This is a genomic window from Mesobacillus harenae (genome assembly GCF_013343715.1).
Classification (GTDB): Bacteria; Bacillota; Bacilli; order Bacillales; family Cytobacillaceae; genus Mesobacillus_A; species Mesobacillus_A harenae.
In genome coordinates this window covers 39,649-53,427 of record NZ_JABUNR010000023.1, presented here as the reverse complement: position 1 = coordinate 53,427, position 13,779 = coordinate 39,649, and the positions used below count along the sequence as shown (strand labels likewise).

The following is a 13,779-nucleotide window of genomic DNA, read 5'->3' as shown; positions in this document are numbered from 1 at the left end:
ATTAGACATTTGGTGTTAGAAATGACCAGTCACGTTTTATCGAGTGGTCATTTTTAACACCCCACCAAACGAAGTGCGGTAGTATTCTGAGGAGAATCTAGTCTCATTTTTTTGTGTCTACTTTCTTGACAGAAGTCCAGATTTTCCCGTTATACTGCAGGATAGAACTCGGTTCGGGGTATATAAGCGGAAGTTTTCCCGTTAAGTAAGGTACAATGATCGATTTTCATGTTTTTGGAGCATATAGGCGGAATCCCTCCCTCTAATTAAGCTAAATTTCATGTTTTTCTTAAATAAGAGGAATTTCTCCGCTTATTTATCAACCATGCAGATCCCCTCCTCTGGTCCGTGAGAGTCCGCTCTTTTATGGTTAGGGTTAAGCAGAACTTTGAAGAAAAGGAGGCACCGCATCAAACAAGGTTGCAGGAGGTTTTTTTAGTAGAGAATTGATGCAAGAGTTGTTTAAAGGAAGAAACCTTCCATAAGATTGTTATAAAAAATGCTTGGAGCATATGTCTCCAAGCATTTCTTTGCTAATTTACTTTTTAACTCTAGTGCGAATTACTAGACGAATTCGTATTTTGTACTTCAAACAGAATCCGTTAGAAAAAAAACAGTTTTACTTATTACCTTTCCACTCTAGCATTCCACCAACCATATTTTTCACTTTATACCCATGATCCATTAAAAAGTAACAAACATTTTCACTGCGTCTTCCTGACCTGCAAATAAAAATATACTCTTTATCCTCATCAAAGTAGTCCAAATTTGTGGGAATGTCGTCCATACGGATATGCTTTGCTCCTGGAATGATTCCCTCTGCAACCTCTTCGTTCTCTCTAACATCGACAAGCTCAAGCTTTTCTCCAGCTTCGAGTTTTTTTTGTAATTCTTCAGTAGTGATTGTCTGCAATTGATCCATACCTCTAACCTCCAGTTAAGTTGCTTACGTTCTCTAATTATTATATATAAAATAGACCCCAGAACAAGAGGGCAAAACTCTCAGATGCGGAGAGAGTCTGCTTATATCTAGTTCTGGCCAAGGTGCTTGCGCTTTTCTAGTTAGCGACGATATTTACTAATTTTCCTGGTACGGCAATGACTTTACGAATTGTTTTACCGGTAATCTGCTCTTTTACCTTTTCATCATCCATTGCGATTTGCTCAAGTGCTTCTTTATTTGCTCCAGACGGCACCATCATTTTAACTTTCACTTTACCGTTTACCTGAATGACAATTTCGACTTCATCATCAACAAGTTTTGCTTCGTCAAAGGCAGGCCAGGCTTCATAGGCAATAGTTTCTGAATTGCCAAGTAAGTGCCAAAGTTCTTCAGCGATATGCGGGCAAATTGGAGAAAGCAGTTTTACAAATCCCTCAATATAACTCTTCGGAAGAACATCCGCCTTGTATGCTTCATTTATAAAAACCATTAGCTGTGAAATGGCGGTATTAAAACGAAGACCTTCTATATCTTCTGTTACCTTTTTTACCGTTTGATGATAAACCTTTTCAAGACTCTGAACATCAGTGGTGTTTTGAATTTTCCGATTCAAAGCCCCATCGTCTCCAACAAATAGACGCCAAATTCTGTCAAGGAAACGCCGGGAACCATCTAGGCCAGTAGTTGACCAAGAAATCGATGCTTCAAGCGGGCCCATAAACATTTCATAAAGGCGAAGTGTATCAGCACCATGGCTTTTAACTATTTCATCTGGATTAACAACATTCCCCTTAGATTTGCTCATCTTTTCATTATTTTCTCCCAAGATCATTCCTTGGTTAAACAGCTTCTGAAAAGGCTCTTTTGTAGAAACTACACCGATATCATATAGGAACTTGTGCCAGAAACGGGCATACAGCAAATGCAGCACAGCATGCTCAGCACCACCGATGTAAATATCAACAGGAAGCCATTCTTTTAACTTTTCGGGATCTGCCAGAGCCTGATCATTTTTTGGATCTATATAGCGAAGGTAGTACCAGCAGCTTCCAGCCCATTGCGGCATGGTATTCGTTTCCCTGCGCCCTTTTTTACCTGTTTCGGGATCGGTTACATTAACCCAATCCGTAATGATTGCCAGTGGAGACTCCCCAGTACCTGAAGGTTTAATTTCAGTTGTTTTCGGTAAAATCAATGGTAATTGATCCTCTGGAACAGCCGACATCGTTCCATCTTCCCAATGAATAATTGGAATAGGTTCTCCCCAGTATCTCTGGCGGCTAAACAGCCAATCACGAAGGCGGTAAGTAACCTTTTTTGTACCCAGTCCTTTTTCCTCCAGCCAAGAAATGGCTTTAATGATGGCCTCTTCCTTGTCTAACCCATCAAGAAAGCCTGAGTTAATATGTTCTCCGTTTCCTGTATAAGCCTCTTCGGCAACATTGCCACCTGCAACAACCTCTTGGATTTTAAGATCAAATTTCTTGGCAAACTCATAATCTCGTTCATCATGTGCTGGAACAGCCATAATCGCACCGGTCCCGTAACTCATTAGCACATAATCAGCAATCCAGATAGGCATTTTCTCACCATTAACAGGGTTAATTGCATAAGCTCCGGTATAAACGCCAGTTTTGTCCTTCGCTAGGTCGGTCCGCTCTAAGTCGCTTTTACTTTTAATTTCATCCAGGTAGCCTGCAACCGCCGCTTTTTGCTCGTCCGCAGTAATTTCGTTAACTAATGGATGCTCAGGAGCCAGGACAGCATAGGTAGCTCCAAACAAAGTATCAGGGCGCGTTGTAAACACTTTAAATGAACTGTTATGGCCATCAACGCTAAACGTAATTTCAGCACCCTCTGACCGGCCGATCCAATGGCGCTGCATATCTTTGATGCTTTCAGGCCAGTCAACCTCTTCAAGATCCTCAAGAAGGCGGTCCGCATATGCAGTAATTCTCAGCATCCATTGTTTCATTGGACGGCGCACAACCGGGTGCCCGCCTCGTTCACTTTTACCGTCAATTACCTCTTCATTAGCTAAAACTGTTCCTAGAGCGGGGCACCAATTAACAGCAACTTCATCAATATAGGCCAAGTCTTTTTCATACAGTTTTAAGAAAATCCACTGGGTCCATTTATAATATTCTGGATCGGTTGTGTTAACTTCCCTGTCCCAATCATAGGAAAAACCAAGTGCTTTAATCTGGCGGCGAAAGTTATCGATGTTTTTCTTCGTAAATTCTGCAGGATCATTTCCTGTATCAAGCGCATATTGTTCTGCTGGTAAACCAAAAGCATCCCAGCCCATTGGATGGAGAACATTATATCCTTGCATTCTTTTCGTGCGGGATAATATATCTGTTGCTGTATAGCCTTCTGGATGGCCAACGTGCAGACCAGCTCCTGATGGATATGGGAACATATCTAAAGCGTAAAACTTCCGCTTTCCTTCATCTTCCGTTGTCTTGAATGTGTTATTTTTTTCCCATTGTTGCTGCCACTTTTGTTCAATTTCCTGATGGCTGAAACTCATTTCTTTTCCTCCTAGTAAATAAAAATAGTTGTTATTGTGTAAGAGCTAATTAGCCCATGCAATTGAAGTTTTTGAACGGCTATATGCCGGACAAATAAAAAAACTCCCATCCCTATAAGGGACGAGAGGATATGTATATCTCCCGCGGTACCACCCACAATTAGTGACAAGTCACTCGCTTCATTAACTCCTTAACGCGGAAAACGGCAAGCATTACTGGAAATTCACACTTGCAACTCAAAGGTGAGTTCACGATGGGTCCGGTTGGCTTGCACCTGCCGCCAACTCTCTAGATCGGACAAAACATCATTACTATTCCTAATCAAAGTTATTTCATATTCAGATTATAGTGATATTGTATTAAATTTCCCATAAAGATGCAAGCTAGGCTAATCTTCAAAGGAACAAGTAATATATACGGTATGCAGGCAGCAGGGGAAAGTTCTTAGCTTCTGCAGTAAATTATTATAGACAACTATTTAAAGCTTTAAAAGCATACTTAACCGTTTTTCGCAGTTTTTAAAGAAAGATGTGAGATAAAATAGGCAATAGTCGCTGCTACGAACATAAAGAACGATGAACCCCATGAGTTCTCACCGAAAACAACTTCCTGTTTCGAACTTTGTTCTAAGGCAGAAAAATCTGGAATATATGCAGCTGTCAGCCATAATCCTAGTAGAAGCTGAAATGCCGTATGCAGCAGTAGAAAACAGGCTATGAACACAAGATATCTCTTCAAATAAATCTCCTCCTTCCTTTTAAATACGAAAGCTGGAGGAAAAAGTTACATAAAGTTTTTTAACTGACATATATTTCATAACCCTTTTAGTGTTCAGGCAACACTTAACTTGATCCTAAGACGCTGTTTTTGAAGCATTTGCTGGGAGTTGTGCTCCCTGTTTGAGTTTTTTGTCATAGACGATAGTGGTAAAGATCGAAATAACAAACAACCCAATCAGTACAGCAAACATCATTGACATACCATAGTTATCAACAAGAAGGCCACCAAGCAGAGGGCCGATCATTCTGCCTCCTGTAGCCGTACTGTTGACAACCCCCTGGTAAAACCCTTCACGCCCTTTTGGTGCAAGTTCATTTGCGATGGTTGGCACCGCGGGCCAAATTAACATTTCACCAATTGTTAAAATAGCCATGGCTGTTAGGAAAAAGGCAAATTCTGTTGCGGCTGCTGCGACAGCAAAAGAGCCCATAAAAATAACCATTCCTATAATAATCTGCTTCTTTAGGGCATTTTCAAAAGGCTTGACCATTCTGTTCATCAAAGGCTGGGCAAGCACAATTAAGGCTCCGTTTAAAGTCCACAAAATACTGTACTGGTTCAGGGATATGTTAAGCTCCTGGGTATATGCAGGAATGGTAGACTGCCACTGGACATAGCCAACCCAGCAAAGTAGATACCCGATACACAGAACCAATAACGCATAAAGCTTAGTGTGGTTTTTAACTTTGCCACCCTCCTGAAGGATCGTTGTTTGACTTACAGGATTCGTATTAATTTTGCGATATCCTACCCCAGCTATAATTAAAAATATAAAATACATCAGTGCATTCGCGATGAATATCAGCTGGAATGAGTAAGAAGCAACTACACCCCCTAATGCTGCTCCGACCGCAACTCCAAGGTTCTGGGCCACATAAATGGAATTAAACGCTTTTCTTCCTCCAGTTGGCCATACTGAACCAGCCATTGCATACATGGAAGGAAACACGATCCCAGAACCGAAACCAATAATGGTTAAAAAGAAGATGTAAGCTGGCCAATGGTGCCAGACACTTAAGCCAAGCAAAGCGAAGAACGTAATCAAAATTCCTAGGAGGATACTTTTATAGCCGCCAATTTTATCGTATAAAATCCCTCCATATAGATTACCGGCAACACTCGCTGCTGAATTTAACATTAAAATAAGGCCAGCAACAGACAGAGTTTTGCCAAGATGCTGATGAATATAGATCGTATTTAAAGGCCAAAGAAAGGAAGAGGCCGTTACATTTACTGCCATTCCGATTATTAGAAGCCATAATGCTCGCGGCATGAAAAACGCTCCTTTACCAATTAAAGATTTTACACCAACAAATTATTCTATTGGTTTTTATAAAGGAGAGCAACAACTTTCGTTACCTTGCTAGCAGTAAATGGTTTCCTGCTGTCTGTGAATCTATGTGTGTAAAAAACTGTTGACACCCCTCCGTTTTTTTGTAAAACTAAAGAAAACACCGTGCAAGTACTATTCGCACAGTGTTTTCCTAACTTACCTATATTTATTTTGGCGCTGGAGGCTGTTGAGCAGGGAAGTAGCTGTTGATCGCATGCTCTTTCTTCTTGAAATTGTCCGTTTCAGATGTCACAGCCTTTTTCGCCTTTTCTATCTCTTTCTTTAATTCCTCAAGATTTACTTCTTTCTTAACCAGTTCCTCGGTTGCCAGCTTAATGGCTTCATTTGATTCCTCTACAGAAACCCTTAAGTTATCCATAGCTCCTTGCGGGTTATGGAATCCAGCTGCGTTTTCAGCCGCGACAATATCCCACATCCATTGCCCTTTACGGACATGCTCCTGTGCCTGCTTAACTTTATCTTCACTGACACCACTAGTAATCATCTTATTGATATAATAATGTGCCGTAATTGAAATGTCTTCTGCTTTATGAAGCCCTTCCATATGTGTATCCTGAATTTCACCAATCCGATCTTTCAGCTCGTCTGCAGTACGGTTAGTATGACAGGTTGCACAAGACTGCTCCATTGTTTTTAGCGGAGAAGTCCACCAGTGAGAGGTAATTTTCTTTTTGCCGTCTACCCGCTCATATGGCATATGGCAGTCCGAACAAGTTACTCCTGCCTGCCCGTGCGGACCCTCCATATGAGTCTCAAACTCTGGATGCTGTGCTTTTATCATTGGTGTACCGGAAACATTATGAACCCAGTCTTTTTCAAAACCGTTTGCTTTTGCTGTTGTGTCATAGTATTCATACATATCTTCAGCCTTAAATCCATTTGCCCAAGGGAAGGTTACTTCACCATTGCCGGCATCAAAATAGTACTCAACATGGCATTGTGCACACACATAGTTACGCATGTCGTTCTTCGTTGCATTTGAAATATCTGTACCTTGTGATTCCATTGCCTTAATAAAACTAGGGCGGGTAATCCGCAGATCCATTGTTTCGGGATCATGGCAGTCCGAACATCCAATAGAGGAATGCCCCATAGCCTCTGCTTTCGGCCAGATATCTTTATTAAAATTGCCGCCCCAATAATCGTCACCCAATTCTTCGATTAAGTGCGGAACAGCAGATGACTTACAAGTTAAACAAGATCCAATTGATTTATCGGTAATCCTTGCTACCGCACGAACATCTTCATTTGCGTATATATGTCCGCGATCTTCATTATATTCAGTTGCAAATCCATATCCATTAAACAAAATAGGAAGATAAGGTTCTTTGTCCGCATCATATTTACTGCGTTTTACGGACCCACTATATTTTGTATCTTCATGATCTTCCCCATTTTTCATGTAGCTGTCATATTGAAGCGGAAATAAATCCTTAAATGCTTCATTTTTAATTTCATCCTTGTCCAGTCCAGTTTTTAATTCACTGGCCGATGTCTCTTTATCGTTTGAACTGGAACAACCTGAGATGACAAGTATGACAGCGACTAGGAGCAAATATGCCCAACGTAGATTCCTAGCCATTGTTAAACGTACCTCCCTTATTTTCTAGTAACTCCCCTGGTTTTGGTGCTTTGTAAAAATCTTCTGTTTTAAATCCTTTCCCATGCGGCACTGACTGATGGCAGGTAACACAGCTGTCTTTCGAATCATGCGAAACATTATTTAAAGTGTTTTCATGACAGTCGATACAGTTTTCATTTACCACTTGTTCAGTACTTTCCACTGGATGAAGTACTTTTGGTATCTTTTCTTCACCAAGCGTGTTGTAATACACATGGTTCATTCCTGCCTTTGCCTTGTACGTATACTTATTGACCACATTGTCATGCGGCAGGTGGCAGTCCCCGCAGCTAAGCCCTGCATGGTTTGAATCGGTAAACGAATTATGGACCTCCGTCATAATGTGACAGCCGCTGCAAAACTCGGGTGAATCTGTATAAGCAAGTGTTTTTACAGTTACCACCGAAAAGATAATACCTGCAAATACCCCAATAAACAGCAGCAGCCGTTTGTCTACCTTCCAAATCTTTTTAAACATCTCTCTCTCACCTCCCTTTAATAGAAAATATCTATTAAAACACTAATAGTGCTTTAACCAAGTTAAGGTGAAGTTTTTTCAATTAAATTAATTAAATCTGTTTTGGTTGTTGGACCTGAAAAACGTTCGACTATCACACCATTTTTATCAATAATAATGGTTTCAGGCTGGCCGATAACGCTATATTCCTTAGACGTTTCTTCCTTAGTATCAAGTAAGTAGATCAACTTCGAACCTTGTTCATTGATATACTTTTCCATTCTTTTCTTCGTTTCGCCTTTTGCGATTATTAGCAATGCTGCATCCTTATATTCCGTACCAAACGCTTCGAGCTCTGGTGCTTCCTCAATACAAGGAGCGCACCATGTCGCAAAATAATTTAAAACAACTGTTTGCCCTTTAAAATCGGACAACCTGTAAGTCTCTCCATTGATATCCTTAAGCTCGAATTCAATTGCCCTGTCTCCAGGATTGGCAGAGGCTTTTCCTCCTAGACCATTAACGAGAAACCCGAGTACACCTGCAACGGCGATTATTACAATAATTGGAACAAGTTTCTTCCCCATCTTTTCCACCTGCTTTTACTGTTCTGTGTTCCATTCCTCTAACAATTTAATTTCCTTTTGAAGCTGCTTTTGGCGTTTTCCTAAGATAAGAACATATCCTGAGATTAAAGCCCAGATGATTGTATAGGTCATAAATAAGTAAGTCATTAATAATCCTCCTTAAGTTTCCAACTAGTTTTCTAGGTTTTTTAAGCAGCACTCACTTTTAGCTTGCAAGTCTGCTGATTGCTCTATTCTTTGCTCTCCTGACGGTATCACGCATCTTCTCAATTTCGATTCCTTTTCTCATTAGAAATGCATAAAGGACTGTGATTGTAAAAATACTGAACAATAGTGTAAGCAGCATCTCAGGTGCGATTCCGCCGCCAGATTGGTCTTTGCCTTCACCGAATACAACAGGATGCAGCTTTGTATTCCACCACCGGATTGCCATAAAGACGATGGGAACATTAATGCAGCCTATGATCCCAAATACAGCAGATAATCTTGCGATATTTTCCCAAGATCCTTCCATTTTACGGACAAAGAGGTATGCCACATAGATGAACCACAAAATCAAAGTGGTTGCAAGACGGGGTTCCCACGTCCACCAAGTGTTCCAGCTCGATTTACCCCATATCATTCCTGACAGAAGCGTAACTGTCGTAAAGATGACACCTATTTCGGCTGAAATACCTGCGGCAATATGATGATTCATATTCGGTTTTATCAAATTTCGAACACTGTAATAACCAACGATAATGAAAGCTAGAAAAGCTACCCAGGCACAGCCGACATGAAAATAGAAGATTTTTTGCGGTGCACCCATCACACGTTCTACAGGCGACCAGATAAACACTAACCATAACGCTAGAAAAAATGATGGAACCAATGTAAAAAATAGCAGTTTATCAATAATTCCAGAAACCTTACTCATCAGGATCCCTCCATAATAAACTCAAATAAGAAAAAGCAAGCGGCCAAAAACAGCAGGTCGTATGCGGCCATTAGCTGCAGCCACGATATAGCATCCGATATATCCTGATTTTCGAGCACAATCCTTGTACCCTGTACTGCTGCGATCATTAAAGGACTCAATAAAGGCAGCAGCAAGACTGGAAGAAGCATCTCACTGTTTTTCGCATTCGCTGCTAAGGCCGCCAGAAACGTGCCAACAATGATGAAACCAAACGTTCCTACAATAACAATTAACATAAACCATAGGATTGCTCCGAGAAAACGGTAATCAAACAAGATGAATAACACTGGTATACTAATCACCTGAACAACTGTTACGACTATAAAGTTGGCAAGGACTTTACCGAGGTAAATACTTGATGGATCAATTGGCGCTGACCTTAACCCGGTAAGACAATCATTTTCATGCTCTGACAAAAAGGAACGGTTCAGTCCAAGGATCCCAGAAAAGATAGTAATCAGCCAGACTAAGCCTGGTATTACCGCTTTGACCATGTTATTCGTTGGATCGAATGCAAAACTGAACACTAGGATAACCAGGCTTGAAAAAATAACCATCATACCAATCGTCTGTTTGGTTTTCAGCTCGTTGCTTAAATCCTTCCAGGCAATAGTCCAGGCATCTATTAAAATGCTCATTTTTGAGCCACCGCCTCTGCATACCAATCTTTCATTTTCGGCAAATCAATGTCCGATGTCAGCTGAATTGTTTCTGTTATCCGGCCCTTGTTTAGAATGGTTACTCTATCAGCAAGTTCATGAACCTGATCAAAATCATGAGAGATAATTAGGATGGAAGTTCCGTTTGTCTGTTTTTGTTTAATGATTCTATTAAGCAATGCAACTGCCTCCTGGTCTAGCCCGGTATGCGGTTCGTCCAGCATCAAAATGTCCGGCTCCGCCAGCAATACTCTCGCAATCGCTAGCCTCTGCATCATGCCCCGAGAAAATGAGCGGATCGGAATCTCTTTAAAGTAATGGAGGCCGACTTCCTTTAGCAGCCTGGTGGCCTTCTCATCAATATTTTTGACTTTAAATAATTTTCCGTAGAACTTAAGATTCTCCATCGGAGTAAGCGTGTTATAGAGAAAAGATTCATGGCCTAAGAACCCAATCTTTCTTTTAATCTCTGCAGAGTTTTTCTGTATCTTCTGGCCCTCAATAATGATATCTCCGCTAGTTGGCTGCAGAAGTCCTACAGTGCATTTAAAGAATGTGCTTTTACCAGCTCCGTTAGGTCCTATTACAGCTAGCGTTTCACCCTTATTAAGGACCAAGCTGACATTTTTTAAAATTAGCTTATCACCCAGAATCTTTGTCATATTCTTTAACTCAAGCATATTTCCCAACTCTTTCATAAGGTAAATTGGAGAAGCTGTTTTTTGACAATATCTAGATGCTCCTGAAACTCTCCTATTCTCTTCCTGTATAGCACTTCGGTTATCTCTCCCTGTTTACGCTGTTCTTCGAGATTTAGAAGCTGCTCTTCAATAACGTTTTTTTTCAGCAATAATCGCTTAAACGCCTGTTCATCTGCTTCAGGCTCACTTTTTTGCTTTCTCTTCCACAAACTATATAAGATCACTGTACCGAACACCGCTAAAATACCCAGCATCCAATGAGGATCCAGCCTATTGAGGCCTGGTGTTTTAAACCAGAAGGTTATTAGCCAATCAGGATGAAATGGCGGGAACTTACCCATCCCCTATCTTCCTTTCTGCCTGCGTAATGTTTCCAGCTCACGAAGGATTTCCATATCGACCTCTTTAGATGAGGTTTTGCCTTGGACAACCTTTGGATTTTGTTCTCCTTTTAAAAAGTCAGCTGCCAGCATCTGATAATGCTCCTTCATCTTGATGAAGTCAGCTTCAGAAATTTTTTTCATTAAAAAGTCCATTTCCAGCTCATTCACAGATCTGTAAATACTATCCACACTGCTTGCTTCCCCTGACACCTGCTCGATTAATCCGTCTGAATGAACTGTGGTTGAAAAGAAAGGCGAGATTATAAAGTAAAAACAAGTAATAATGATGATCGAACCTGTAACTAGAAATATGTAATCCATACAATCAGCTCCTAAAAAAGCTTTCGACGTTCTTCTTCGAATGTTTTTTCAATAATTTCACGCTCTGTTTCATTCTTCCAGCCAGCTTTTCCAGGCTGGACATATACGGCCTCCTGATTTTTTCTTGTCAGTCTTTTTAGCCATACAGCTAAAATGATAACTCCTATTACAAGTCCAATACCCGGCATCACCCAGGCAATTATTCCGCTTTTTCCGCTCCCAGGTGTTCTTAAAGCTGCCTGCCCATATTCATCCACATATGACTGGATGATTTCTGCTTCATTCATCCCGCCATTCAGCATTTCAATGACTTCATCGTAATAGACTTTTTGAATTGTACAGGTTGAAAACTCATGGTCTGCATGCCCCTGCATGTCAAGCTGCTTTATGACTGTTTGAAATTCTTTTGAGTTATAGGTAAACGCCCCGGTAATTGTTGGTATTAAAATGATTAGTAGAATGGTAGACAGTATTATTTTTAAATTCATAACGTTCACCTGCCTTAGCTCTTCGTTACTGATGTAGGCTGAATTCGACCTGCTGGTCTGCCGCCAATTAAGGCAAATGCTGATCCAATTACCACAATGATTCCACCTGTCCAAATCCAGCTAACAAACGGATTCACTTTTACCATGAATGTTACTTTATCTTTTGTCTCCCACGAGCTTAACACTACATATAAATCTTGGGCCCAATGGGTCTTAACTGCTACTTCTGTTGACGGCTCCGGCCATGTCTCGTAGAAGATTTTTTCAGGTTTTACTCCGCCAATCGCTTTTCCTTTATACGCAACAGAAACATCGGCCACAACAATTCCATTATTATTTCTAGTTGTTTCACTTAGCCCGTTAAAAGTTAATTCATAGTGCCCTATTGTAATACTTTCACCTTTATTAATCGTTTTCATCACTTCACTAGAGTAGGCGTATGAGGAAATGACACCAACAGTGAGCACAGCAATCCCCATATGAACAATATATCCCCCATACCTGCGCTGGTTTTTCAGCGTTAGCCTGACAGCCGCCCTAAAGACATTTTCTTTTGTTGCCTTTCTTCTGGCATGAATCCCCCTGACAAATTCCATGACATGGGTTCCAAACATAAAAACAGTAGAAGCTAAGCCCAGAATTGCATAAAGTCCTTTTACTCCTGCTGCCAATAATAGAAAAGCCGTGGCTAATCCCATTAAAAGAGGTACTATAGCGCTTTTAATAAACTTATCGAACGCAGCCTTCTGCCAGGCAATGAGTGGACAGACTGCCATGAGTAAAATAAGTGCCAGAAATATCGGTGCCATTACTTTGTCGAAGTAAGGAGCCCCTACGTTAACTTTTGTGCCTGTGACCGATTCCGAAATCAGCGGATACATGGTACCCCAGAAGACAGCGAAGGCAGCGACTACCAATATTAGGTTATTAAGAAGAAAGCTGCTTTCTTTTGAGAAATAAGATTCAATTGGGTTGCTGTCCTTTTTAATTAATTGATATCTAGTCATAACAATGTAAATAGAAATCATCGCCATGAAGGCAAGGAAAATCAGAAAATATGCTCCTAGGTTACTGTCCCCGAACGCATGAACACTTGTTAAAATCCCGCTTCTGACAAGAAATGTTCCAAATAAGGTTAAAATGTAGGACAAAATAATTAAACTGACATTCCAAATCTTCAGCATGTTTTTTCGTTCCTGGATCATAACCGAATGAAGGAATGCCGAGACAGTCAGCCATGGAAGAAAAGAGGCATTCTCAACAGGGTCCCAGGCCCAGTATCCTCCCCAACCCAGTTCAACATAGGCCCACCAAGCACCGATGATATTACCAAGTGTTAAAAACAACCACGCGGTTAATGTCCACCGTCTTGTCAGCTTTATCCACTCGGCATCCATTCTTTTCATGATGAGAGCAGCAATCGCGAATGCGAAAGGAACGGCAAGACCGACGTAACCCATAAATAGTGTGACCGGGTGGAGAATCATTCCTGGATTTTGGAGCATTGGGTTTAACCCTTTACCATCAGCAGGAATTTTATCTGTCATTTCAAATGGGTTGCCATTAATCAGCATAACGGTGAAGAAGAATAAAATATTAATCAATAACACACTTGAAACGTAAGGAATCATTGGATTCCGTTTCTCTTTTGAAAAAACAATCATTCCAGCATATATGCAGAGGAGAACCGTCCAAAGCATTAATGATCCTGCATTCCCTGCCCAAAAGGCGGTTAGCTTATATACCATCGGAAGATTTTGGCTGGTATACGCTGCTACATAGCTGAATTGAAACTGGCTTGTACCAAGGATGTAAAAGAGCAGAAAGGATGCTACAGCTGCTATAAAAACTAGCGATAAAACTCCGCCGCGGGCACTTTCCAGCCATTTCCGATCTCCTGTTCTAATTCCTATTATGTTGGCTGCCAGTGAATAAAGGGATATAACCACTCCAAGCACTAAGGCTATATTTCCGATCAAATACATTTAGAAAA

15 protein-coding genes and 1 other annotated feature are annotated in these 13,779 nt (G+C 40.8%); all 15 genes read right to left on the bottom strand.

Annotation, left to right across the window (positions count from 1 at the left end; all coding sequences use genetic code 11):
• Positions 1–619 precede the first annotated feature (619 nt).
• Entirely contained in the window at positions 620–922 is a 303-nt protein-coding gene (locus tag HRJ06_RS21185) for a rhodanese-like domain-containing protein (protein ID WP_174734951.1), read from the bottom strand.
• 136 nt (positions 923–1,058) lie between these two features.
• A complete protein-coding gene (leuS, locus tag HRJ06_RS21180; protein WP_174734950.1) occupies positions 1,059–3,476 on the bottom strand; it encodes a leucine--tRNA ligase in 2,418 nt (805 codons plus the stop codon).
• Between the two features lie 114 nt (positions 3,477–3,590).
• Positions 3,591–3,811 (bottom strand) — a binding site (T-box leader).
• A 164-nt stretch (positions 3,812–3,975) separates the two neighbouring features.
• Positions 3,976–4,215, bottom strand: a complete 240-nt coding sequence (locus HRJ06_RS21175; RefSeq protein WP_174734949.1) for a hypothetical protein — start codon at positions 4,213–4,215, stop codon at positions 3,976–3,978.
• Positions 4,216–4,330: 115 nt separating this feature from the next.
• The gene (locus HRJ06_RS21170; protein ID WP_174734948.1) at positions 4,331–5,530 is read right to left on the bottom strand and encodes an MDR family MFS transporter; all 1,200 of its coding nucleotides are present in this window, start codon (positions 5,528–5,530) and stop codon (positions 4,331–4,333) included.
• Between the two features lie 226 nt (positions 5,531–5,756).
• On the bottom strand, positions 5,757–7,193 hold the full coding sequence (locus tag HRJ06_RS21165) for an ammonia-forming cytochrome c nitrite reductase subunit c552 (protein WP_174734947.1): 1,437 nt from the start codon (positions 7,191–7,193) through the stop codon (positions 5,757–5,759).
• On the bottom strand, positions 7,186–7,710 hold the full coding sequence (locus tag HRJ06_RS21160) for a cytochrome c3 family protein (RefSeq protein ID WP_174734946.1): 525 nt from the start codon (positions 7,708–7,710) through the stop codon (positions 7,186–7,188). The genes HRJ06_RS21165 and HRJ06_RS21160 overlap by 8 nt, the downstream gene beginning before the upstream one ends.
• Positions 7,711–7,772: 62 nt before the next feature.
• Positions 7,773–8,276, bottom strand: a complete 504-nt coding sequence (locus HRJ06_RS21155; protein WP_174734945.1) for a TlpA family protein disulfide reductase — start codon at positions 8,274–8,276, stop codon at positions 7,773–7,775.
• A 15-nt stretch (positions 8,277–8,291) separates the two neighbouring features.
• Entirely contained in the window at positions 8,292–8,423 is a 132-nt protein-coding gene (locus HRJ06_RS21150) for a CcmD family protein (RefSeq protein ID WP_174734944.1), read from the bottom strand.
• 58 nt (positions 8,424–8,481) lie between these two features.
• Positions 8,482–9,192, bottom strand: coding sequence for a cytochrome c biogenesis protein (locus tag HRJ06_RS21145; RefSeq protein ID WP_174734943.1), 711 nt, complete (start codon positions 9,190–9,192; stop codon positions 8,482–8,484).
• On the bottom strand, positions 9,192–9,872 hold the full coding sequence (locus HRJ06_RS21140) for a heme exporter protein CcmB (protein WP_174734942.1): 681 nt from the start codon (positions 9,870–9,872) through the stop codon (positions 9,192–9,194). The genes HRJ06_RS21145 and HRJ06_RS21140 overlap by 1 nt, the downstream gene beginning before the upstream one ends.
• Positions 9,869–10,573, bottom strand: coding sequence for a heme ABC exporter ATP-binding protein CcmA (gene ccmA / locus HRJ06_RS21135; protein WP_174734941.1), 705 nt, complete (start codon positions 10,571–10,573; stop codon positions 9,869–9,871). The genes HRJ06_RS21140 and ccmA overlap by 4 nt, the downstream gene beginning before the upstream one ends.
• A 14-nt stretch (positions 10,574–10,587) precedes the next feature.
• Positions 10,588–10,935, bottom strand: coding sequence for a hypothetical protein (locus HRJ06_RS21130; RefSeq protein WP_174734940.1), 348 nt, complete (start codon positions 10,933–10,935; stop codon positions 10,588–10,590).
• Between the two features lie 3 nt (positions 10,936–10,938).
• Complete coding sequence (locus HRJ06_RS21125; protein WP_174734939.1) at positions 10,939–11,298, bottom strand: hypothetical protein; 360 nt, start codon at positions 11,296–11,298, stop codon at positions 10,939–10,941.
• Positions 11,299–11,309: 11 nt separating this feature from the next.
• On the bottom strand, positions 11,310–11,786 hold the full coding sequence (locus HRJ06_RS21120) for a cytochrome c-type biogenesis protein CcmH (RefSeq protein WP_174734938.1): 477 nt from the start codon (positions 11,784–11,786) through the stop codon (positions 11,310–11,312).
• Positions 11,787–11,800: 14 nt separating this feature from the next.
• Positions 11,801–13,771: a heme lyase CcmF/NrfE family subunit gene (locus HRJ06_RS21115; RefSeq protein WP_174734937.1), complete on the bottom strand. Its 1,971-nt coding sequence runs from the start codon at positions 13,769–13,771 to the stop codon at positions 11,801–11,803.
• Positions 13,772–13,779: the final 8 nt, after the last annotated feature.

Coding starts and splice junctions, on each gene's coding strand:
- HRJ06_RS21185 (WP_174734951.1), bottom strand. CDS start 922: ATGGATCAATTGCAGACAATCACTACTGAAGAATTACAAAAAAAACTC.
- leuS (WP_174734950.1), bottom strand. CDS start 3,476: ATGAGTTTCAGCCATCAGGAAATTGAACAAAAGTGGCAGCAACAATGG.
- HRJ06_RS21170 (WP_174734948.1), bottom strand. CDS start 5,530: ATGCCGCGAGCATTATGGCTTCTAATAATCGGAATGGCAGTAAATGTA.
- HRJ06_RS21165 (WP_174734947.1), bottom strand. CDS start 7,193: ATGGCTAGGAATCTACGTTGGGCATATTTGCTCCTAGTCGCTGTCATA.
- HRJ06_RS21160 (WP_174734946.1), bottom strand. CDS start 7,710: ATGTTTAAAAAGATTTGGAAGGTAGACAAACGGCTGCTGCTGTTTATT.
- HRJ06_RS21155 (WP_174734945.1), bottom strand. CDS start 8,276: ATGGGGAAGAAACTTGTTCCAATTATTGTAATAATCGCCGTTGCAGGT.
- HRJ06_RS21150 (WP_174734944.1), bottom strand. CDS start 8,423: ATGACTTACTTATTTATGACCTATACAATCATCTGGGCTTTAATCTCA.
- HRJ06_RS21145 (WP_174734943.1), bottom strand. CDS start 9,192: ATGAGTAAGGTTTCTGGAATTATTGATAAACTGCTATTTTTTACATTG.
- HRJ06_RS21140 (WP_174734942.1), bottom strand. CDS start 9,872: ATGAGCATTTTAATAGATGCCTGGACTATTGCCTGGAAGGATTTAAGC.
- ccmA (WP_174734941.1), bottom strand. CDS start 10,573: ATGCTTGAGTTAAAGAATATGACAAAGATTCTGGGTGATAAGCTAATT.
- HRJ06_RS21130 (WP_174734940.1), bottom strand. CDS start 10,935: ATGGGTAAGTTCCCGCCATTTCATCCTGATTGGCTAATAACCTTCTGG.
- HRJ06_RS21125 (WP_174734939.1), bottom strand. CDS start 11,298: ATGGATTACATATTTCTAGTTACAGGTTCGATCATCATTATTACTTGT.
- HRJ06_RS21120 (WP_174734938.1), bottom strand. CDS start 11,786: ATGAATTTAAAAATAATACTGTCTACCATTCTACTAATCATTTTAATA.
- HRJ06_RS21115 (WP_174734937.1), bottom strand. CDS start 13,771: ATGTATTTGATCGGAAATATAGCCTTAGTGCTTGGAGTGGTTATATCC.